Source organism: Pedobacter psychroterrae, from assembly GCF_004331695.1.
Taxonomy (GTDB): Bacteria; Bacteroidota; Bacteroidia; order Sphingobacteriales; family Sphingobacteriaceae; genus Pedobacter; species Pedobacter psychroterrae.
The window spans coordinates 63,958-83,047 of the sequence record NZ_SJSL01000001.1; the positions used below are offsets into that span (position 1 = coordinate 63,958).

General features: G+C 43.1%; 18 protein-coding genes. 14 read left to right on the plus strand and 4 right to left on the minus strand.

Annotated elements, in window-relative coordinates:
• Positions 1 to 11 precede the first annotated feature (11 nt).
• The 14 genes from EZ437_RS00280 to EZ437_RS00345 all read left to right on the plus strand — a co-directional run bounded on the left by EZ437_RS00280 (position 12) and on the right by EZ437_RS00345 (position 15,788).
• The gene (locus tag EZ437_RS00280) at positions 12 to 1,715 is read left to right on the plus strand and encodes a GMC oxidoreductase (protein WP_131592023.1); all 1,704 of its coding nucleotides are present in this window, start codon (positions 12 to 14) and stop codon (positions 1,713 to 1,715) included.
• Positions 1,716 to 1,717: 2 nt separating this feature from the next.
• Positions 1,718 to 2,878 carry a Gfo/Idh/MocA family protein gene (locus EZ437_RS00285; protein WP_131592025.1) on the plus strand — a complete coding sequence of 387 codons (1,161 nt, stop codon included), beginning with the start codon at positions 1,718 to 1,720 and terminating at the stop codon, positions 2,876 to 2,878.
• A gap of 6 nt (positions 2,879 to 2,884) precedes the next feature.
• Positions 2,885 to 3,937, plus strand: a complete 1,053-nt coding sequence (locus tag EZ437_RS00290; RefSeq protein WP_131592027.1) for a sugar phosphate isomerase/epimerase family protein — start codon at positions 2,885 to 2,887, stop codon at positions 3,935 to 3,937.
• A gap of 17 nt (positions 3,938 to 3,954) precedes the next feature.
• Positions 3,955 to 4,479 (plus strand): c-type cytochrome, encoded by a 525-nt coding sequence (locus EZ437_RS21795; protein WP_225869455.1) that lies wholly within the window; start codon positions 3,955 to 3,957, stop codon positions 4,477 to 4,479.
• Positions 4,480 to 4,504: 25 nt separating this feature from the next.
• Positions 4,505 to 5,962 carry a Gfo/Idh/MocA family protein gene (locus EZ437_RS00300; RefSeq protein ID WP_131592029.1) on the plus strand — a complete coding sequence of 486 codons (1,458 nt, stop codon included), beginning with the start codon at positions 4,505 to 4,507 and terminating at the stop codon, positions 5,960 to 5,962.
• Positions 5,963 to 5,987: 25 nt separating this feature from the next.
• On the plus strand, positions 5,988 to 6,686 hold the full coding sequence (locus EZ437_RS00305) for a 3-keto-disaccharide hydrolase (RefSeq protein ID WP_131592031.1): 699 nt from the start codon (positions 5,988 to 5,990) through the stop codon (positions 6,684 to 6,686).
• A gap of 20 nt (positions 6,687 to 6,706) precedes the next feature.
• Positions 6,707 to 7,948 carry a nucleoside permease gene (locus tag EZ437_RS00310; RefSeq protein WP_131592033.1) on the plus strand — a complete coding sequence of 414 codons (1,242 nt, stop codon included), beginning with the start codon at positions 6,707 to 6,709 and terminating at the stop codon, positions 7,946 to 7,948.
• A 24-nt stretch (positions 7,949 to 7,972) separates the two neighbouring features.
• Positions 7,973 to 8,851, plus strand: a complete 879-nt coding sequence (locus EZ437_RS00315; protein ID WP_131592035.1) for a hydroxypyruvate isomerase family protein — start codon at positions 7,973 to 7,975, stop codon at positions 8,849 to 8,851.
• A 9-nt stretch (positions 8,852 to 8,860) separates the two neighbouring features.
• Positions 8,861 to 9,733, plus strand: a complete 873-nt coding sequence (locus tag EZ437_RS00320) for a sugar phosphate isomerase/epimerase family protein (RefSeq protein ID WP_131592037.1) — start codon at positions 8,861 to 8,863, stop codon at positions 9,731 to 9,733.
• Between the two features lie 181 nt (positions 9,734 to 9,914).
• The gene (locus tag EZ437_RS00325; RefSeq protein ID WP_131592039.1) at positions 9,915 to 10,907 is read left to right on the plus strand and encodes an aspartate-semialdehyde dehydrogenase; all 993 of its coding nucleotides are present in this window, start codon (positions 9,915 to 9,917) and stop codon (positions 10,905 to 10,907) included.
• Positions 10,908 to 11,043: 136 nt separating this feature from the next.
• Complete coding sequence (gene dacB / locus EZ437_RS00330; protein ID WP_225869456.1) at positions 11,044 to 12,456, plus strand: D-alanyl-D-alanine carboxypeptidase/D-alanyl-D-alanine endopeptidase; 1,413 nt, start codon at positions 11,044 to 11,046, stop codon at positions 12,454 to 12,456.
• A 10-nt stretch (positions 12,457 to 12,466) separates the two neighbouring features.
• Entirely contained in the window at positions 12,467 to 14,425 is a 1,959-nt protein-coding gene (locus EZ437_RS00335) for a beta-N-acetylhexosaminidase (protein ID WP_225869457.1), read from the plus strand.
• 12 nt (positions 14,426 to 14,437) lie between these two features.
• Complete coding sequence (locus tag EZ437_RS00340) at positions 14,438 to 15,247, plus strand: tRNA pseudouridine synthase A (protein ID WP_131592041.1); 810 nt, start codon at positions 14,438 to 14,440, stop codon at positions 15,245 to 15,247.
• A gap of 85 nt (positions 15,248 to 15,332) precedes the next feature.
• The gene (locus EZ437_RS00345) at positions 15,333 to 15,788 is read left to right on the plus strand and encodes a DoxX family protein (protein ID WP_131592043.1); all 456 of its coding nucleotides are present in this window, start codon (positions 15,333 to 15,335) and stop codon (positions 15,786 to 15,788) included.
• Here the strand turns inward: EZ437_RS00345 and EZ437_RS00350 are convergent.
• From EZ437_RS00350 to EZ437_RS00365, 4 genes are read right to left on the minus strand one after another with little or no spacing between them, the layout of a single operon-like run.
• Positions 15,775 to 16,278 (minus strand): shikimate kinase, encoded by a 504-nt coding sequence (locus EZ437_RS00350; protein ID WP_131592045.1) that lies wholly within the window; start codon positions 16,276 to 16,278, stop codon positions 15,775 to 15,777. The two genes, EZ437_RS00345 and EZ437_RS00350, sit on opposite strands and share 14 nt — an antisense overlap.
• A 4-nt stretch (positions 16,279 to 16,282) precedes the next feature.
• A complete protein-coding gene (locus EZ437_RS00355) occupies positions 16,283 to 17,338 on the minus strand; it encodes an ABC transporter permease (protein ID WP_131592047.1) in 1,056 nt (351 codons plus the stop codon).
• Positions 17,339 to 17,340: 2 nt separating this feature from the next.
• The gene (locus EZ437_RS00360) at positions 17,341 to 18,492 is read right to left on the minus strand and encodes a BT_3928 family protein (protein WP_131592049.1); all 1,152 of its coding nucleotides are present in this window, start codon (positions 18,490 to 18,492) and stop codon (positions 17,341 to 17,343) included.
• Positions 18,493 to 18,500: 8 nt separating this feature from the next.
• On the minus strand, positions 18,501 to 19,043 hold the full coding sequence (locus EZ437_RS00365) for a DUF1599 domain-containing protein (RefSeq protein WP_131592051.1): 543 nt from the start codon (positions 19,041 to 19,043) through the stop codon (positions 18,501 to 18,503).
• Between the last annotated feature and the right edge of the window lie 47 nt (positions 19,044 to 19,090).

The following is a 19,090-nucleotide window of genomic DNA, read 5'->3' on the forward strand; positions in this document are numbered from 1 at the left end:
GGTAAATTAAGATGAGCAATTTAAATATCAAGGCGACAGCCAACAACACCTATGATGCCATAGTGGTAGGTTCGGGAATAAGCGGTGGATGGGCAGCAAAAGAATTAACAGAAAAAGGCTTAAAAGTACTTTTGCTGGAACGGGGCAGAAACGTTGAACACGTTAAAGACTATACCACGGCCATGAAAAAACCCTGGGAGTTTGAACACCGTGGCAAGATCACCGAAGCACAAAAGGAAACACATCCTATACAGAAAAGAGATTATCCATATACAGAATTTAACGAAAGCTTTTGGGTAGACGATACCGAATGTCCATATACAGAAGTAAAACGTTTTGACTGGTACAGGGGTTTTCACGTGGGCGGAAAATCGCTCATGTGGGGCCGTCAGAGCTACCGCTTCAGTGACCTTAATTTTGAAGATAACCTGAAAGACGGGCATGGCGTAGACTGGCCCATCAGGTATAAAGACATTGCCCCCTGGTATGATTATGTAGAGAAATTTGCAGGGATCAGCGGAAAGGCAGAAAACTGGCCTGCATTGCCTGACGGGGAGTTCCTCCCTCCGATGGAAATGAACTGTGTGGAGAAGGACGTTAAAAAGCGGATTGAAGACAAGTGGAAAAAATCAAGGATCATGACCATCGGCCGTGTGGCCAATTTAACAGTGGAGCATGGCGGACGGGCTAAATGCCAATACCGCAACCTGTGTAGCAGAGGCTGTCCATTTGGTGCCTATTTCAGCACCCAGTCTTCTACCCTACCTGCGGCTGTAGCTACCGGCAACTTAACCCTTCGTCCTTTTTCATTGGTGAATACCATTATCTATGATAAAGAAACGCAAAAAGCTAAAGGTGTAGTAGTGATCGATTCTGAAACTAAAGAGACCATTGAATATTTTGCAAAGATCGTATTTGTAAACGGTTCGACATTGGGCTCTACTTTCTTATTGCTGAACTCTGTTTCTGATGAACATCCAAACGGACTGGGCAATGGAAGCGGAGAGCTGGGACACAACCTGATGGACCATCATTTCCGTTGCGGGGCATCTGGTAGAGCTGAAGGATTTGACGATAAATATACTTTTGGTAAAAGGGCCAATGGTATTTATATACCAAGGTACCAGAACATGAACGGGGAAAAACGCGATTATGTAAGGGGCTTTGGCTACCAGGGCGGCGCAAGTCGCGGCAACTGGCATGCTGATGTAGCTGAGCTCGCCTTTGGTGCGGAGTTTAAAGACCAGATGACTGTACCAGGAGCCTGGAACATGGGACTGGGCGGATTTGGCGAATCACTGCCATATCATGAGAACCGTGTATATATAGATAAGAGTAAGAAAGATAAATGGGGACAGCCGGTATTGGCAATTGATTGTGAGTTTAAAGAAAACGAGCAAAAGATGCGGGTAGACATGATGAACGATGCGGCAGAGATGCTGGAAGCGGCGGGCATGAAAGATGTGAACACCTATGACAATGGTTCTGCACCCGGTATGGCGATCCATGAGATGGGCACAGCACGTATGGGCCACGATCCAAAGACCTCTGTACTGAACAAGTGGAACCAGATGCATGAGGTGAAAAATGTATTCGTAACAGATGGGTCATGCATGACATCAGCAGCATGTCAGAATCCATCATTAACATATATGGCTTTAACTGCAAGAGCCTGTGATTTTGCAGTCAGTGAATTAAAAAAAGGTAACATTTAACAATGAAGACTAGAAAAATTAGAATGGGCATGGTTGGCGGCGGTAAAGATGCATTTATCGGAGCTGTTCACCGTATTGCCGCAAACATCGACGGGCAAATAGAACTTTGCTGCGGAGCGCTTAGTATCAATCCGGAAATCGCGAAAGAATCAGGCGAAATGCTGTTCCTTCCTGAGGACAGGACTTACCTGACCTTTCAGGAAATGATAGAGAATGAAAGCAAAATGCCGGCAGATAAGCGCATCGATTTTGTAACCATCGTAACGCCAAATTTCGCACATTTTGCCCCTGCTATGATGGCATTGGAGAATGGTTTTAACGTGGTAATTGAAAAACCCATCGCTTTGTCGCTTGATGAGGCAAAACAATTGCAGAAAAAAGTGGAAGAGACTGGGCTGGTGCTTTGTCTGACACATACTTATTCTGGCTATCCGATGGTAAAACAAGCCAGGCAAATGGTAAAAGACGGTAAACTGGGTGCGATCAGAAAAGTAATGGTAGAGTATCCTCAGGGATGGCTGAGCACATTGACAGAAAGAGAAGGAAATGCACAGGCTGCATGGCGTACAGACCCTACCAAAAGCGGTAAAAGCGGTTGCATGGGTGATATAGGTACACATGCTGCGCAACTGGCAGAATACATTTCAGGTCTGAAGATCAGCAAACTTTGTGCAGATTTAAATATTGTTGTTACAGGAAGAGCGCTTGATGATGACGGCAACGTACTGCTTAGATTTGACAATGGCGCAAGTGGTGTATTATCTGCCTCGCAGGTAGCTGCAGGAGAAGAAAATGCTTTGAAAATAAGGGTATATGGTGAAAAAGGAGGATTGGAATGGCATCAGCAGGAGCCCAATACGCTGTTGGTAAAATGGCTGAATGAACCTACACAGATTTACCGTGCCGGACAAGCTTATCTTTCTGATATTGCCAAGCACAATCTGCGTGTACCTGGTGGTCACCCGGAAGGTTATCTGGAAGCGTTTGCAAATATCTACAAGAATTTTGCATTGACCGTATCCGCAAAAATACATGGCACAGAACCTACCGAAGCAATGCTTGATTTCCCAAGAGTGGAAGATGGCGTGAGAGGAATGGCGTTTATTGATAATGTAGTGGCTTCGAGCCAGTCTGATCAAAAATGGTTTGATTTTAACATATAACAGGATATGACGACAATTAAAGGACCAGCAGTTTTCCTTGCTCAGTTTATTGGAGACGAAGCTCCGTTCAATTCATTGGATGCTATTTGTGAATGGGCGGCAGGCCTGGGATTTAAAGGTATCCAGGTACCTACTTTAGATGCAAGGTTCATTGACCTGCAAAAAGCTGCAGAAAGCAAGACTTACGCAGATGAGCTGAAAGGCAAAGTTGCCTCATACGGCTTGGAAATTACCGAACTGTCCACGCACCTTCAGGGGCAACTGGTAGCAGTAAACCCGGCATATGACCTGGCATTTGATGCTTTTGCACCTGACCAGTATAAAAATAACCCAAAAGCACGTACAGAGTGGGCCGTTCAGCAAATGAAATATGCTGCTCAGGCTTCACAGAACCTTGGCTTAAATGCACATGCTACATTCAGTGGTTCATTGTTATGGCATATGTTCCATCCATGGCCGCAACGCCCGGAAGGACTTGTTGACGCAGGGTTTACAGAACTGGCCAGAAGATGGATGCCGATTTTGAACAAGTTTGATGAATGCGGTGTAGATGTTTGTTATGAAATACATCCGGGAGAGGATCTTTTTGACGGGATCACCTACGAGATGTTCCTTGAAAAAGTGAACAACCATCCTCGTGCCTGTCTATTGTATGATCCTTCGCACTTCGTATTGCAGCAGCTGGATTATATTCAATACATCGATTTCTATCATGAGCGGATTAAAGCGTTCCATGTGAAAGATTCAGAGTTTAACCCAACAGGAAAGCAAGGGGCTTTTGGCGGCTATCAAAGCTGGGCCAATCGCGCTGGAAGATACCGTTCACCTGGAGACGGGCAGGTTGATTTTGGCACTATTTTCAGCAAACTTGCACAGTACGATTATAAAGGCTGGGCAGTGATGGAATGGGAATGCTGCATAAAAGATGCTCAGGTGGGAGCCAAAGAAGGCGCTGAGTTTATTAAAAAGAACATCATCAAAGTAACGGAAAGGGCATTTGATGATTTTGCTGCTTCCGGCGGAAATGATGAATTTAACAATAAAATTTTAGGTATATAATTATGAATAACACACTTATGAACACAACAAAACTATTTGTATTAGGCTGTCTGACTTTAGCGATGGCTTCTTGCGCAAGTCCTGAGGAAAGGGCTGCTGCAGCTAACAATGCGGCAACTGATTCAGCTACAATTACCGCTCCGGTAACCGCAGTAGTAGATTCACCAGTTTTAGATTCAACCCCTGTAACTGCTACGGCAAAACCAGAAGAGGTAACTCCACCTGCGGCAACAGCCACGACGGCTACGCCAGTTGCCAAACCAGTGGCTGCAGCCAAAAAAGAGCCAATGATAGGTGAAGGCCTGATCAAGGGTTCAGACTGTCTGGCTTGTCATAATGCAACTAAAAAGATTGTTGGGCCGGCTTATGTAAACGTAGCAGCTAAATATCCTGCAACTGAAGAGAACATCGACCATCTTGCCACTAAGATCATTGAAGGTGGTTCGGGAGTTTGGGGAGCGATCCCGATGAGCCCGCACCCAGCCATTAGCAAGGACGATGCAAAAGAAATGGTAAAATACATTTTATCACTAAAAAAATAATAGCCTTAACCTAACCAATAGAACCATGAATGAGCTAAAAAAAGACCAGGAATCTACTGACAGAAGAAGTTTCCTAAAAACCACTGCTGTCGCAGCATCTGCGTTTATGATTGTTCCCCGCCATGTACTGGGCGGTAAGGGCTTTCTGGCGCCAAGCGACAGATTGATCGTAGCTGGGATTGGTGTGGGTGGTAAAGGGCAATCTGACATCGCAGAATTTGCCAAAAGTGGCAAAGCCGATATCGGTTACTTGTGTGATGTACATGATTCGAGAGCGGCAAACAGTGTAAAAGCTTTCCCTAAAGCTAAGTACTACAGGGACTGGCGTGAGATGATGGACAAAGAGTCGAAAAACTTTGATGCTGTTTCTGTATCTACACCTGACCATAACCATGCAATACAGGCCCTTGCAGCGATGCAACTAGGTAAACATGTGTATGTTCAAAAACCGCTGACCCATGATATTTATGAAGCACGGGCTTTGACAGCTGCTGCCATCAAGTATAAAGTGGTTACTCAAATGGGAAATCAGGGTGCGTCTAACGATGGGCCAAGACAGATGAAGGAATGGTATGATGCAGGTCTGATCGGTGATGTACATACGGTATATGCCTGGACTGATCGTCCGGTATGGCCGCAGGGTATTCCATGGTCGGCCAATAAAGCTGATGTTCCTAAAGACCTGGACTGGGACCTTTGGTTAGGTACAGCTCCGTATAAAGATTTTGTATCTAAGTTAGTGCCGTTTAACTGGCGCGGATGGTGGGATTATGGAACCGGCGCATTGGGCGACATGGGCTGTCACCTATTGGAAGCTCCTTTTAGCGTATTGAACCTTAAATATGCCAGCGAAGTGCAGGCCAGTGTAGGATCGGTATATGTAGATGAATTTAAAAGAGGTTATTTCCCGGACAGCTGTCCTCCATCAAGTCACGTAACGCTTAAATTCCCTAAGACAAATAAAACCAAGGGAGATGTTACCGTACATTGGATGGACGGAGGTATACAACCAGAAAGACCTGAAGAACTGCAAGCTAACGAAACCTTTGGCGACGGAGGAAACGGAACGCTGTTTATTGGTACAAAAGGCAAAATGATGTCCGAAACCTATAGTGCCAATCCTAAATTATTACCATTAAGCCGCAACAAAGATATTAAAGTACCTGCTAAATTCGCCAGGGTACCCGGTGGAGCGAGTGGTCACTACAAGCAATGGGTGGAAGCAGCTATTGCCGGTTACGGTAAACAAGAGGTGAGCTCTGGATTTGAAATAGCTGGTCCGCTTACAGAAGCATTATTGATGGCCAATCTGGCTATACGCGGAGTAGACGTTCAGCGTAAAAATGCAGAAGGCAAGATCAGTTACCCTGGACGTAACGTTAAGTTGCTATGGGACAACAGCCAAATGAAAATCACCAACCTGGATGACGTAAACCAGTTTGTAAAACGTGAGTACCGCAAAGGCTGGACACTGGGCGCTTAAAAAATTAAAAAAATTAAATTAAAAGATGAAACAATACCTTTTCTCTGCACTGATCTTGACAGCAATGATGAGCAGCTGCAGCAGTACACAAAACCAGACCAAAACCAAAGGGTTTACCAAATTATTCGATGGTAAAACTACGGGTGGCTGGCATACATATGGTAAAACAACAGCGGGGAATAAATGGACGGTTGCAGACGGCACCCTCCACTTCGATCCTGCAGTAACCGGCGATGGCGGAGGAGACCTGACTACAGATAAAGAATACAGTAATTTCCATTTAAAACTGGAATGGAAAGTCTCCAAAAATGCAAACAGCGGTGTCATTTATTATGTGTATGAAGATGCGGCCAAGTATGGCGCTACTTATTCCACGGGGCTGGAAATGCAGGTATTGGACAATGATGGTCACCCGGATGGCAAAATCACCAAGCACCGTGCAGGAGATCTGTATGACATCATCAAAAGTTCATCTGAACCAGTGAAGCCTGTTGGCGAATGGAATGTTGCAGAAATCATCAGCAAAGATGGCAAACTGGAACAATACCTGAACGGGGTGAAAGTTGTTGCTACTACTTTATGGGATGATAACTGGAAGGCCATGGTAGCTAAAAGTAAATTTGCCGGTTGGGAAAACTGGGGAACTTTTAAATCTGGTAAAATCGCGCTCCAGGACCATGGAGATGAAGTATGGTACCGTAATATAATGATTAAAGAACTATAATTTACTTTCAAAAACCATCTATGAATTCATCTAACCGTATCAAATTGTCATTAATGATGTTCCTCGAGTTTTTTATCTGGGGAGCATGGTTTGTGACACTTGGTACTTTTTTGGGAAATAACCTTAAAGCTACGGGGGCAGAAACCGGCTCCGTATTTTCAACACAGTCATGGGGTGCAATTATTGCCCCTTTTATCATAGGCCTGATTGCTGACAGATATTTCAATGCTGAAAAAATTCTTGGCATACTACACCTTATTGGCGCAATACTGATGTACCAAATGTACAATGCTACAGAGATCTCTGTCTTTTACCCTTACGTTTTGGCCTACATGATCCTGTTCATGCCAACCCTGGCATTGGTAAACTCAGTATCCTTTAACCAGATGAAAGATCCTGAAAAGGAATTTTCTACCATCAGGGTGTTTGGTACATTGGGTTGGATTGCCGCCGGACTAATGATTAGTTTCGTTTTCCATTGGGATACTGCTGAGGCAACTACTGCGGGAATGCTAAAAAATACATTTGCCATGGCAGGAATTGCTTCACTGATTCTTGGAATCTTTAGTTTTGCTTTACCTAAAACACCACCAAAAGTAGCTGCAGGTGAGAAAGTTAAGGTCTCTGACATTCTTGGTCTGGATGCTTTAAAGTTATTGAAAGACAAGAACTTTGCTATTTTCTTTGTTTCTTCGATCCTGATCTGTATCCCACTGGCTTTTTATTATCAAAATGCCCATTCATTTTTATCAAATGTAGGACTGGACAACCCAACGGGAAAAATGACAATCGGTCAGATTTCAGAAGTGCTGTTCCTGCTTTTGCTGCCCGTTTTCTTTAGCCGTTTTGGATTTAAGAAAACCATACTGGTAGGGATGCTGGCCTGGGGAATCCGCTATGCGCTGTTCGCTTATGGAAATGCAAGTGATTTAAGCTTTATGCTGATCATCGGAATCGCGCTGCACGGCATTTGTTATGACTTTTTCTTCGTATCTGGTCAGATTTATACCAATGCTGCTGCAGGTGAAAAATATAAGAGTTCCGCGCAGGGATTAATTACCCTTGCCACCTATGGTGTAGGTATGCTTATTGGTTTTGAAGTAGCAGGTATGATTACCGACAGTTATAAACTTGCAGATGGATCGTTTGACTGGAAGATGATCTGGATCATTCCATCAGGTATAGCATTTGTTGTATTTTTATTGTTCGCGCTGTTCTTTACCGATAAAAAGAAGATCGCTGTTGAGGGCTCAAGTCATTAAATTCATCTTGTTTAAAAATAACCAATGAAAGAACTAAGTAGAAGAAACGCATTAAAAAATATTGTTGCCGGCACCGCCGCAATCGGTGTCTCGGCAACAATGCCAGCTTTTGCGCTGGAAGAATATAAATCGACCATGTTAAAAGGAAATGTAAATCACTCTGTATGCAGGTGGTGTTTTGGTAGTGTAGATTTAGATACACTATGTATTGAGGCAAAAAAAATAGGTATCACTGCAATTGACCTGGTAGGCCCCGGCGATTGGGCTACGCTAAAAAAGCATGGCCTTGATTCCTCTCTGTGTAATGGTGCAGAAATAAGCATTGACAATGGATGGAACGAGCCTAAATACCATGCTGAATTAATAAAGAGGTATTCGGAGATGATCCCTAAAGTTGCCGAAGCAGGCTACAAACAACTGATCTGTTTTAGTGGTACGCGCAGGGGAAAAGACAACGAAACAGGATGGAACAACTGTGTTGAAGGATTGAAACAAATACTGCCCATTGCTGAAAAGCATAAAGTAGTGCTGGTAATGGAATTGCTGAACAGCAAGGTGAACCATAAAGACTACCAGTGCGACAACACACCCTGGGGAGTGGAACTCTGTAAAAGACTTGGCTCAGAAAACTTTAAACTGCTGTATGATATTTACCACATGCAGATCGATGAAGGTAATGTGATCAGCACGATCAGAAGCAGCCACCAATACATCTCTCACTATCACACTGCAGGTGTACCAGGGAGGAATGAGCTGGATGAGAACCAGGAATTGTATTATCCTGCCATTATTAAGGCTATTGTGGCCACCGGATTTAAGGGATACCTGGCGCAGGAATTTATTCCAAAGAATGCGGATAAATTTAAGTCCCTGAATGATGCGGTAAAAATTTGTGATGTATAATTATTAAACATGAACTCAAGAAGAACTTTTATCAAACAAGCCGGCCTGGCTGCTGCGGGTGCTGCGCTTTTGCCTTACTATGCCTGCTCTCCTGCCAGTGCAAAATCGGTAGGTATACAACTTTACTCACTTAGGGAATTATTGCCTAAAGATGTAAAAGGAGTGATTCAAAAAGTAGCACAGACAGGTTATAAGGAAGTAGAAACGTATGGCTATACAGCCGAGACGGGTTTCTGGGGCCTGGATGCCAAAGCATTTAAAGCGCTGCTGGACGATAATGGACTAAAAGCACCAAGCGGGCATTTTGGACTGGATGAGTATATCAAAACAGGAGACCAGGAAATCCTGAAACCCCTGATAGCAGGAGCTGCAGCCCTTAACATGGAATATTTCACCTGTCCTTACCTGTCTGAAGAACTCAGAACAAGTTTGGAAGACTATAAAAAAGTGGCAGCAAGACTGAATGAAGCAGCTAAACTCTGCAAAGAGTCCGGTCTGCAAATGGCTTATCACAACCATGATTTTGAGTTTGTAAAATACGGGGATACTACAGGCTATGATATATTGCTGGCAGAAACAGATAAGAACCTGGTGCATTTTGAGCTTGACCTGTATTGGGTAGTAAGGTCTGGAAATGATCCGATAGCAATGTTTGAGAAAACCCCTGGCCGCTTTGTGATGTGGCATGTAAAAGACATGGACAAAACGGACAATACCATCAATACAGAGGTGGGTAATGGTAAGATTGATTTTAAGAGCATACATAAACATGCCGCTCAGGCAGGTCTAAAACACCTGATAGTAGAGCAGGAGAATTTTTCGATAGATCCATTTGAAAGCATTAAGAAAAGCTTTGATTATGTAAATCGCGAACTGGTTTAAGAGATAAGATCTTAGATAAAAAAGGGAGGTGATTTATTGTAAGTCACCTCCCTTTTTGTTTATAATAAGGCATTTAAAGGCTGAAATGTGAGAAAAAATGCCGATATTTGTATACTTATTATTTTAAAACACCATTTATTAATTAATTAAAAACAAGTAAAATAACAATTAAAGAAAGCACATGAAAATTGCAGTAGTTGGCGCCACCGGTCTGGTAGGCACCGTAATGTTAAAAGTATTAGAAGAGCGTAACTTCCCGTTGACTGAATTGATCCCTGTAGCCTCTGAAAAGAGTGTTGGTAAGGAAATTACATTCAAGGGTAAGAAATTTGCTGTTGTAAATATGGATACTGCAATTGGCATGAGACCTGACATTGCTTTGTTCTCTGCTGGTGGCGGTACATCGCTTGAAAACGCACCCCGCTTTGCTGAAGCAGGTACAACAGTGATTGACAATTCATCTGCATGGCGCATGGACCCTTCAAAAAAACTGATTGTTCCGGAAGTAAATGCCCATGAACTGTCTATAGATGACAAGATCATTGCCAATCCTAATTGTTCAACCATACAAATGGTAGTGGCCCTGAAACCGCTTCATGATAAATACAGGATCAAACGGGTAGTAGTATCTACTTATCAGTCTGTAACCGGAACCGGTGTTAAAGCGGTGGAGCAGATGATGAATGAGCGTAAAGGCGTCATGGATGGCCCTATGGCTTATGCCTATCCGATTGACTTGAATGTAATTCCTCAGATTGACGTTTTCACTGAAAACGGATATACAAAAGAGGAAATGAAAATGATCCTGGAAACCCGTAAAATTATGGGCGATGACAGTATCCGTGTAACTGCGACGACTGTTCGCATCCCTGTAATGGGAGGCCACTCAGAGTCAGTGAATATAGAGTTTGAAAATGATTTTGATGTAGCCGAAGTAAAAGCATTATTGGAAAGAACTGAAGGTATTATCGTGGTTGATGACCCGGCAAACCTTAAATATCCTATGCCAATGGATGCCCATGAAAAGGATGAGGTATTTGTAGGCCGTATAAGACGTGATGAATCGCTGCCAAATACACTGAACATGTGGATTGTAGCAGATAACCTGCGTAAAGGCGCTGCTACCAATGCGGTTCAGATTGCTGAATACCTGGTAAGAAAAGAACTGATATAATTTTTAGTATACAATACATTGAAATGGCGGTCGTCATCCTGACGCAGGTCAGGAACCCGGAATAGAAAGGAAAATCTTGCTAATCCGGGCTCCTGAAATAAATTCAGGATAACGACCGTTTTAATATAAGGCGATTATGATGCTGAGAAAACCAACCTTGCTGCTATTTTTCTTTTTGAACGCCATGTTAGCTATGGCTCAGCCGCCTATCCAAAAGCTGGAACGTGCTTTTAAGGAACTGGCTGAAGATCAGCAGACAAAATATGCCATTCTTTCTCTTTGCGTGCTGGATGCACAGAGCGGCAAAATGCTTTTTGGCAGGAATGAGGAGATCGGGCTTGCTACGGCATCTACCTTAAAGACCATTACCTCTGCTACGGCATTTAGTATATTGGGGAAGGATTTTCAATACCAGACTACGCTGGGCTACAGCGGAACAATTAGTGCAAATGGGGTATTAAAAGGTGACCTCATCATCGTTGGCGGTGGCGACCCTACACTGGGCTCCTGGAGATATCCAAACACCAGGGAAGGTGTAATATTAAATCAGTTGGTACAGGCCATTAAAAATGCAGGCATTAAAAAAATTGAAGGCAGGATAATTGGTGATGACAGTGTATGGGATACACAAAATACACCTGATGGCTGGATCTGGCAGGATATTGGCAATTATTTCGGTGCGGGTGCTTCAGGATTAAGCTGGAGAGAAAATCAATTTGACATTCACCTTCGCGCAAACGCTTCAGACAATTCGGTCACTGTTTTAAAAGCTGTACCGGAGATGCCCTACTTAAAAATAGTAAACGAATTAAAAGCTGGTGCCCAGGGTACGGGAGATAATGTTTATGCCTATTTACCTCCACTTGGCAACACAGCCTATTTAAGGGGCACATGGGGACTGGGAATTGCTAAATCAGGGGTTTCAGCTGCAGTGCCAGACCCCGCATTTGATGCGGCATTTCGATTGCAGGACACCCTGAAACGCAGTGGGATCATCACAAGCGCCGCTCCTGCAACAGGCAGACAGTTAATTGCTGATCAAGAACCGATACCGTCAATAACTCAAAAACTTGTTACCATCAGTTCCCCATCACTAACTGATATAGTATATTGGTTTAATAAAAAAAGTGTGAACCTGTACGGAGAAAACCTATTGAAAACCCTGGCCTGGAAAACCGGTAAGAAAGTTAATACAGCAAATGGTGCATCGGTAATCATCAACCACTGGGCGGGCAAAGGAGTAAATAAAAACGCACTGAATATTTTAGATGGAAGCGGATTATCTCCGGGCACAAGGGTAACTACATCGGCAATGGCCAATATTTTGTTTCAGGTACAAAAAGAAAACTGGTTTCCTGAATATTATGCTTCTTTTCCCGACAACAATGGCATGCAGCTAAAAAGCGGGTCGATAAAAGATGTATCGGCATTTGCAGGGTACTACACGAACAGCAGTGGTAACAAATACATTATCGTTATCAATGTCAACAACTACTCCGGGTCGGGAATCAATAAAAAGTTATTCAGAGTGCTCGATGCACTAAAGTAAAATCGTAATTATGAGACAATATTTTTCCCTGCTGTTATTAGTTGCATTAAGTTTTCAGGCTTATAGTCAGGCAGGAGTTGCCGAGTCTTCTATGCAAGAGGCTTTGATCAGTGTCAATCACGGTGAGGAGATTTCTATCATCCCTGCTCCCGTTTCAGTAATTAAAGGCGAAGGACATTTTGTGCTGCCAGAGAACGTAACTATTCAGTCGCCAGCAAGTGCGGAACTGAAACAGGCTGTGGCTTTTCTGCAGGAAAGGCTTTCCATTCCTACCGGGAGCTATGTCTCAAATGTGAACGCACCTACAGCAACAGCGACAATAAAGCTGATACTAAATGACAGGATAAACCCTGCATTGGGAAAAGAAGGGTATGAATTGTCAATTACGCCTAATTTTATAACCATCAAAGCAAATAAGGCCGCTGGTATCTTTTATGGAATACAAAGCCTCATTCAGTTATTTCCTGCTGAGATTGAAAGTAAGGAACCGATGGAAAACATAGAGTGGACTGCCCCCTGTGTGGAGATAACCGATTATCCGCGTGTAGGATGGCGTGGACTGATGTTTGATGTAGCCCGTCATTTCTTTACCAAAGCTGAAGTAAAACAATACATCGATGCAATGGTACGCTACAAATATAACCTCCTCCATCTGCACCTTACCGATGATGAAGGATGGAGAATTGAAATAAAAGGTTTGCCTAAACTTACTGAAGTTGGCGCCTGGAGGGTCAATAAGGTTGGCGAATTTGGTAACTTTATTCCCCCTGCTGCTGATGAGCCCCGTACATACGGCGGATTTTATACGCAGGAAGACATTAAAGAATTGGTACAGTATGCGAAGGAAAGATTTGTGGATATCCTTCCCGAAGTAGATGTTCCAGGCCATAGCCTTGCCGTGATTGCGGCTTATCCGGAGCTGTCCTGCACACCGGGAGCTGAAAACTACAGGGTTCGCTCGGGAGAAAGGATCATGGACTGGTCAAGGGGCGCTCCTCCGATTGCACTGGTAGACAACACGCTTTGTCCTGCCAATGAAAAGGTATACAGCTTCCTAGATACTGTGATCACACAAATTGCAGCTTTATTTCCCTTTGAATACATACACATGGGAGGAGATGAAGCTCCGTTTAATTTCTGGGAGAAAAATGACAGCATCAAAACACTGATGCAGCGGGAAGGATTAAGAAATATGCACGAAGTACAGGGATATTTTGAAAAGCGTGTGCAAAAGATTGTGGAATCAAAAGGCAGGAAATTCATGGCATGGGATGAAGTACTAAACGGAAACCTGACATCCGACGCTGCCATCATGAGTTGGAGGGGCATGCAGTATGGAATCCAGGCGGCGAAAAAGAAACATGAGGTAGTCATGAGCCCTACCACCTATGCCTATCTCGATTATATGCAGGCAGACCCGATTACAGAGCCAAGGGTTTATGCTTCACTGAGGCTCAGCAAATCGTATGAATTTGACCCAATACCTGCTGGGGTGGATCCAAAATACATTAAAGGCGGACAGGCAAACTTGTGGACGGAGCAGGTCTATAATATCAGACAGGCGGAGTACATGACCTGGCCACGGGGCTTTGCGATAGCCGAGTCTGTATGGTCAGCACCTGAAAAGAAGAACTGGAACAATTTCTTCAACAGGGTGGAAAAGCATTTTAAAAGACTGGACATCGCAGAAACCAAGTATGCACCAAGTGTCTATGACCCTATATTTACGGTAAGCAGATCGGCCGATAAGCAGTTGATGATTGAACTGAGTACCGAGGTACAGGGCTTGGATATCTATTATAGCTTTGATAATTCATTTCCGGACAGGTTTTATCCAAAATACACTGAAAAGCTCGTGCCACCCAAGGATGCCACCGTACTTAAAGTGATTACTTACAGAGGCAAAGAAGCCGTAGGCAGGATGATGGTAATGCCCATTGAAGAGCTTACTAAAAGAGCAAAAAGATAATTAGAAAAGGAATTGAGGTATTTCGTACACATAGGATATAACGGGCTAAAATACAACGGCTGGCAAAGGCAGCCCGGTGTGATGAATGTACAGGGGGTAATCGAAGCTTCGCTAAGCCAGGCCCTCAAAACTCCGGTAGCTATAATAGGTTGCGGACGTACCGATGCGCATGTCCATGCAAGTCAATTCTTTTTTCACATGGATATCGCAAATGAATGGGATTTTGACCTGATGTTCAGGCTGAACAAAGTGCTGCCGCACAACATTTCTGTGTTTGATATTATTCCTATGGATGGGCTACAGCATGCACGTTTTGATGCGGTACTGCGATCATATGACTATTTCATCCATACCTATAAAGACCCGTTCCTTCATGGACTGAGTTCTTTCTATTTACTAAAAGACCTTCAGTTTGACAAAATGAGACAGGCCGTATCGATCTTGCCGAACTACAAAGATTACAGGGCTTTTTGCACCAGTCCCGACAAATATGAACATACCATTTGCCATGTAATGTCGGCAAGTTTGTCGACAGACACTAGTGGCGATAGGCTCCGTTTCCAAATCTCCTCAAATCGTTTTCTGGGCAAGATGATCAGGATCATTATGGGACAGGTTCTTAAAATCGGAAGAGGTGTATTGAGTGTGGATGAATTTGAAAATTACCTCATCACCAACCGGACCCCTGAACTGATTACCCCGGCACATCCTCAGGGCCTATATCTTTCTAAAGTCACCTATCCCTATCTAAATTTGCCCGCCCGCACAGAATTTACTTCCATCTTGCAAAAACAGACTGACCTTAACTGGCGGGTATTATAAGGTTAAATATAGTGATTTTGCTATTTGATTAATCATTAATTATCATTAGCTTTAATATAACCAATTAATAAACAGGAGGTTTATCATGACTGTAATTCAAAGAATTGAACGCTGGGGCGATGTGCACCACGCCAAGTGGCTCGATATTATCCGGATCGTATTGGGTATACTAATCTTCAGCAAAGGCATTGCCATTGTAAGTAATACAGCGGCATTGCAGGATTTGTTACTGCAGAATAATGTGTTCGGTTTTTCAGGAGTAATGGCAAGCATTGCGCTGCACATCGTGGGATTTGTTCACCTCGTAGGCGGCATCCTTATTACAATTGGCCTGGTTACGAGGTTCGCGGCCGTAATCCAGATTCCCATACTGTTGTGCGCGGTATTATTTGTAAACCTGTCAAAAGGATTTTCAGCGTTGAACTCAGAGCTTTGGTTATCAATTATCGTTTTGATGTTACTGATTTTATTCTGGGTGGTAGGTTCCGGACCATATTCTGTAGATCAGGCTATGAAAAAGAAACAAACTATCTATAAATAACCTGGGCGATGAGCTCTTCTATATTGAGGTTCATGCCATCCGTGGTAATGGCGGCCTGCTCATAATAGCTAGCCCTTTCAGCAAGTTTATGTTCGATAAAATCAACAATTTCAGCATTATTAAGATCCTTCAGTAAAGGGCGTTTTGCTTTGCCCTTTTCCAACCTCTGAGCCAGTGCGGCAGGCGACATTTGTATATATACAGACACCCCATTGTTGTTGATCCAATCCATGTTATCAAAGTAGCAAGGTGCCCCGCCTCCGGTAGCTACCACACAGTTAGTCGGGTAATCATGAGACTTGAGTATCCTGCTTTCCTCCTGTCTGAAGGCTTCTTCACCATTTGCATTAAAATATTCACGAATAGAAGTGCCTGCCGTACTTTCAAACAGATGATCAAGATCAATAAAATCATAACTCATCTTTGCTGCCAGTTTCCTGCCGAAAGTACTTTTACCGCAACCCATAAACCCAATCAGAAATATCCTCATTATTCTAAACCAATTTTACCCTTGGATCAACAAAGGCATATAATACGTCCACTAAAATATTAATAATAACAAATACAAATGCAATAAAAAGTATTGAGCCCATTACTACAGGAAAATCCGACATTTCAAGGGCGGTAACGGTAGTCCGGCCCAGGCCATTGTATCCAAAAATATACTCCACAAAAAAAGAGCCTGCAAGTAAAGAAGCAAACCATCCGGAAATAGCCGTAATGACAGGATTTAAGGCATTTCTAAGCGCGTGTTTATAGATGACCGCATTTTTGCTGAGGCCTTTAGCCCTTGCGGTCCTGATATAATCCTGTGCCAGTACATCAAGCATCGTACTGCGGGTCAATTGAACAATAATAGCCAGCGGCCGTAAGCCAAGTGTAAGCATGGGCAGCCATAAATTCTTCCAGGTCATGATTTGCCCTTCAAAGGGATCATAACTGTATAAGCTCCCCGACATATTCAATCCTGTATAGTCACTTAACACAAACCCAAAGAGCCATGCGATAATGATACCGGCAAAAAATGATGGGGCAGAAATCCCTAAAATTGCAAATGCATTTGCTGCTTTATCGATCCAGGTATCTTTATTCACGGCAGACACTACCCCCAGAAAAATACCGATGATAGTCGCAAAAATAATTGCTGTGAGGGCAAGAATAAAAGTATTGGGAACTGTCTCGGTTAAAATTAAGGTAACGTCCCGTTTGGTCTGATACGAACGGCGTAAATAAGGCCATTTGAGTGCAAGCACATTATCTCCTACCGTAATCAATTTTGCATAACGGTATTTTTCTTTGTCTTCCGGATTATTTCTATGCAAACCCAAAGGAGACAGATCATTCAGGTAAAGCATAAACTGAACAGGCCTGGACCGGTCAAGCCCAAATTCTTTACGTACTGCATCGAGGGACTGAACATCAGAGCGTTGCCCTAAGGTCATTCTAGCAGGATCACCCGGAAGGACATTAAACAATAAAAATACCACAACAATAACCCCCGCCATTACAGCAAACCCATACATGAATTTCTTTAAGGCGTAGCTAAGCATGGTTATTTTGTGAAATACTGTTCGGCAAGTTTATCAAAAGAAGGTACGGCATTATAGTGCCATTTATTGATCACTACCCCGTTTTTAAGCAATAATACGCCTGGATTGGCCCTTACCATACTTTTTAATGGCACAGCATCTGCATAAAACACCTCGGTAAACAACTTCATCCGCTTACTGAAGGCATCTGCCTCCTGGGCTGAATTGGTAGTCAGCAAGACCGTTCTTATATTGAACTGCTCAGTGGCATTGAGCGCCAGTGCATTCAATTTTGAAATCCCCTCCTCATTTGCCTCATGGAGGCTGTAAGCCACAATAATCAAATTATAGTATGGATTTTCTATTAATTCTTTCGTGTAGTCCGTTCCAGAGGCGTCACTGATCATCAAATCTTTAATCTTAGGCTCATAACCCTTTTTAACCAGTTTACTGTCAGGCTGCCCTACAATCTCCCAGTTATCATCCTTCCAAATTTCAGTCTTAAGATAATCTTTGTCATTCATCACTTTTGTCTCGCCCGTCTCTTTATTTTTAAGATTATAAATGATGGAGTACTCATCGGGTTTTGCGCCCTCGGGGATCTTCATCAATTCGGGCAGGTTCGCGCCAACCTTATATGGAAGAAAATCAACAACAGGCAATCTGCTGTAAGTAAGCAGACTGAATGTGATAGATAAAACCAGCACGAAGATAAATAATGCATTTTGGAGGGTACTATTTGAGGTAATGGGCTGAATACGCTCCCTGTTTTTAAAGAGATAGATGATCAATGCCAACAGCACCAGATCCTTAGAGAAGGACTGCCATGGGGTCAAAGGAATCGCATCTCCAAAACAACCACAGGATGTAACCACTTTAAAGGCCGCAGACACAAAAGTGAGGAAGGTAAAGAATATGATCACCAGCAATAACCCGGTGGTTACCTGCTTCCGCCAAAAACCAAAAAGCAGCAGGGCACCCAGCACAATCTCAAACACACATAGCATAATGGCAATACCGGTAGCCATTTCATTGAGAAAAGGGATATGAAATACTTCAAAATATTCCTGTAGCTTATAGCCAAACCCTATCGGGTCATTGGCTTTGATCAGTCCTGAAAAAATGAAGAGAACACCAACAAATATTCTTGAAAAATTTAGTAAAGCTTTCTTCATATGCGTATTTATTTTATTCCGAGTTTGATTAATGCAAAGACTGCATAATTGAGCATGTCCTGGTAATTTGCAGCTACACCTTCAGATGCCAGTGTATGTCCTGCGTTGTCTTCTATTTGTTTTACCCTAAGTATTTTCATTAAAATAAGGTCCGTAAGCGAGCTGATACGCATATCCCTCCAGGCTTCGCCATAATCATGGTTTTTAGCAGACATGAGTTCTTTGGTCTCTGTTACCTTCGTATCAAAAAGCATTTCCACCCGCTCCACTTCCAGTTCATTGGTTTCATCCGGCCCAAGATCGAGCTGGATCATTGCGATTACGCAATAATTTACAATTCCAATATATTCAGAGCTGATGTCTTCAGCTACTTTAGAAACTTTTTTTTCTTCCAGGGTGCGGATGCGCTGTGCTTTTATAAAGATCTGATCAGTAATAGAAGCAGGTCTGAGGATACGCCATGCCGTCCCATAATCTTTTGTTTTCTTTAAAAAAAGCGATTTGCAAACCGCTATTACCGAATCATATTCTTGTGAAGTGTCTGTTGCCAAAACAATTAAAATAATAAATTTATACCTGCTGAATGTCAAAAAAATCC

Bases quoted from the DNA above. Each gene is read 5' to 3' on its own strand.
- EZ437_RS00280 (WP_131592023.1), top strand. From the start codon at position 12: ATGAGCAATTTAAATATCAAGGCGACAGCCAACAACACCTATGATGCC.
- EZ437_RS00305 (WP_131592031.1), top strand. From the start codon at position 5,988: ATGAAACAATACCTTTTCTCTGCACTGATCTTGACAGCAATGATGAGC.
- EZ437_RS00335 (WP_225869457.1), top strand. From the start codon at position 12,467: ATGAGACAATATTTTTCCCTGCTGTTATTAGTTGCATTAAGTTTTCAG.
- EZ437_RS00285 (WP_131592025.1), top strand. From the start codon at position 1,718: ATGAAGACTAGAAAAATTAGAATGGGCATGGTTGGCGGCGGTAAAGAT.
- EZ437_RS21795 (WP_225869455.1), top strand. From the start codon at position 3,955: ATGAACACAACAAAACTATTTGTATTAGGCTGTCTGACTTTAGCGATG.
- EZ437_RS00325 (WP_131592039.1), top strand. From the start codon at position 9,915: ATGAAAATTGCAGTAGTTGGCGCCACCGGTCTGGTAGGCACCGTAATG.
- EZ437_RS00350 (WP_131592045.1), bottom strand. From the start codon at position 16,278: ATGAGGATATTTCTGATTGGGTTTATGGGTTGCGGTAAAAGTACTTTC.
- EZ437_RS00345 (WP_131592043.1), top strand. From the start codon at position 15,333: ATGACTGTAATTCAAAGAATTGAACGCTGGGGCGATGTGCACCACGCC.
- EZ437_RS00360 (WP_131592049.1), bottom strand. From the start codon at position 18,492: ATGAAGAAAGCTTTACTAAATTTTTCAAGAATATTTGTTGGTGTTCTC.
- EZ437_RS00310 (WP_131592033.1), top strand. From the start codon at position 6,707: ATGAATTCATCTAACCGTATCAAATTGTCATTAATGATGTTCCTCGAG.
- EZ437_RS00290 (WP_131592027.1), top strand. From the start codon at position 2,885: ATGACGACAATTAAAGGACCAGCAGTTTTCCTTGCTCAGTTTATTGGA.
- EZ437_RS00300 (WP_131592029.1), top strand. From the start codon at position 4,505: ATGAATGAGCTAAAAAAAGACCAGGAATCTACTGACAGAAGAAGTTTC.
- EZ437_RS00315 (WP_131592035.1), top strand. From the start codon at position 7,973: ATGAAAGAACTAAGTAGAAGAAACGCATTAAAAAATATTGTTGCCGGC.
- dacB (WP_225869456.1), top strand. From the start codon at position 11,044: ATGATGCTGAGAAAACCAACCTTGCTGCTATTTTTCTTTTTGAACGCC.
- EZ437_RS00355 (WP_131592047.1), bottom strand. From the start codon at position 17,338: ATGCTTAGCTACGCCTTAAAGAAATTCATGTATGGGTTTGCTGTAATG.
- EZ437_RS00320 (WP_131592037.1), top strand. From the start codon at position 8,861: ATGAACTCAAGAAGAACTTTTATCAAACAAGCCGGCCTGGCTGCTGCG.